This is a genomic window from Variovorax sp. E3, assembly GCF_016082275.1.
GTDB lineage: Bacteria > Pseudomonadota > Gammaproteobacteria > Burkholderiales > Burkholderiaceae_C > Variovorax.
Window position 1 is genome coordinate 1 of record NZ_MOWM01000369.1, and the last position, 711, is coordinate 711.

Genomic DNA, 711 nt, shown 5'->3' on the forward strand with positions numbered 1-711 from the left:
TTGGCCCGCTCGACGTGCTGGGCATCGCGGGAGCGGCGCGCACGATGACGCCGCAGGAAATGCAGCGCGAACTGGCCCCCGTCGCCGCGCTGTTCCGCTCGCTCGGCGCCCGCGTGCTGCATTACAAGACCTGCTCGACCTTCGACAGCTCCCCGCACATCGGCTCGATCGGCGCCGCGGTTCGCGCCTTGCGCGGCGCGGTCGAAGCGCCTTGGACGGCGATCGTCGGGGGGCAACCGAATCTCGGCCGGCATTGCCTGTTCGGCAACCTGTTCGCAGCGGCGGGCGCCGGCGGCGAGGTGTTCCGCATCGACCGCCACCCGACGATGAGCCGGCACCCGGTGACGCCGATGCACGAGGCGGACCTGCGGCTGCATCTGGCCAGACAGGGTCTGGCCGGTGTGCACTCCATCCCGTTCACGGCCGCGTCCAAGGGCGGCAAGGCACTCGAAGAAGCGCTGCAACGCGCGCTTCGCCCCCTCTCATCCGCAATGTCTTCAGACGCGGTGCTGTTCGACGTGGCCGATGCCGCACAGCTCGCGACCATCGGACAGGTGCTGTGGGCCCGGGCACAGCGCCACACTTTGCTCACGGCAGGACCCAGCAGCGTGGTCGACGCACTGGCTCCTGCTTTGGGCCCGTGTACCGGCATTGAACCGATGCAGCGTGTCGTCGCGCCCGCACGAGGTCCCGTGCTTGTTCTTGCCGGAA

General features: G+C 69.5%; 1 protein-coding gene. It reads left to right on the forward strand.

Translation table 11 applies throughout. The annotated features are described in order from the left end of the window. Positions 1-14 precede the first annotated feature (14 nt). Positions 15-711: four-carbon acid sugar kinase family protein (locus BMG07_RS40910; protein ID WP_307867344.1), on the forward strand; the 697-nt coding region annotated here is incomplete at its 3' end.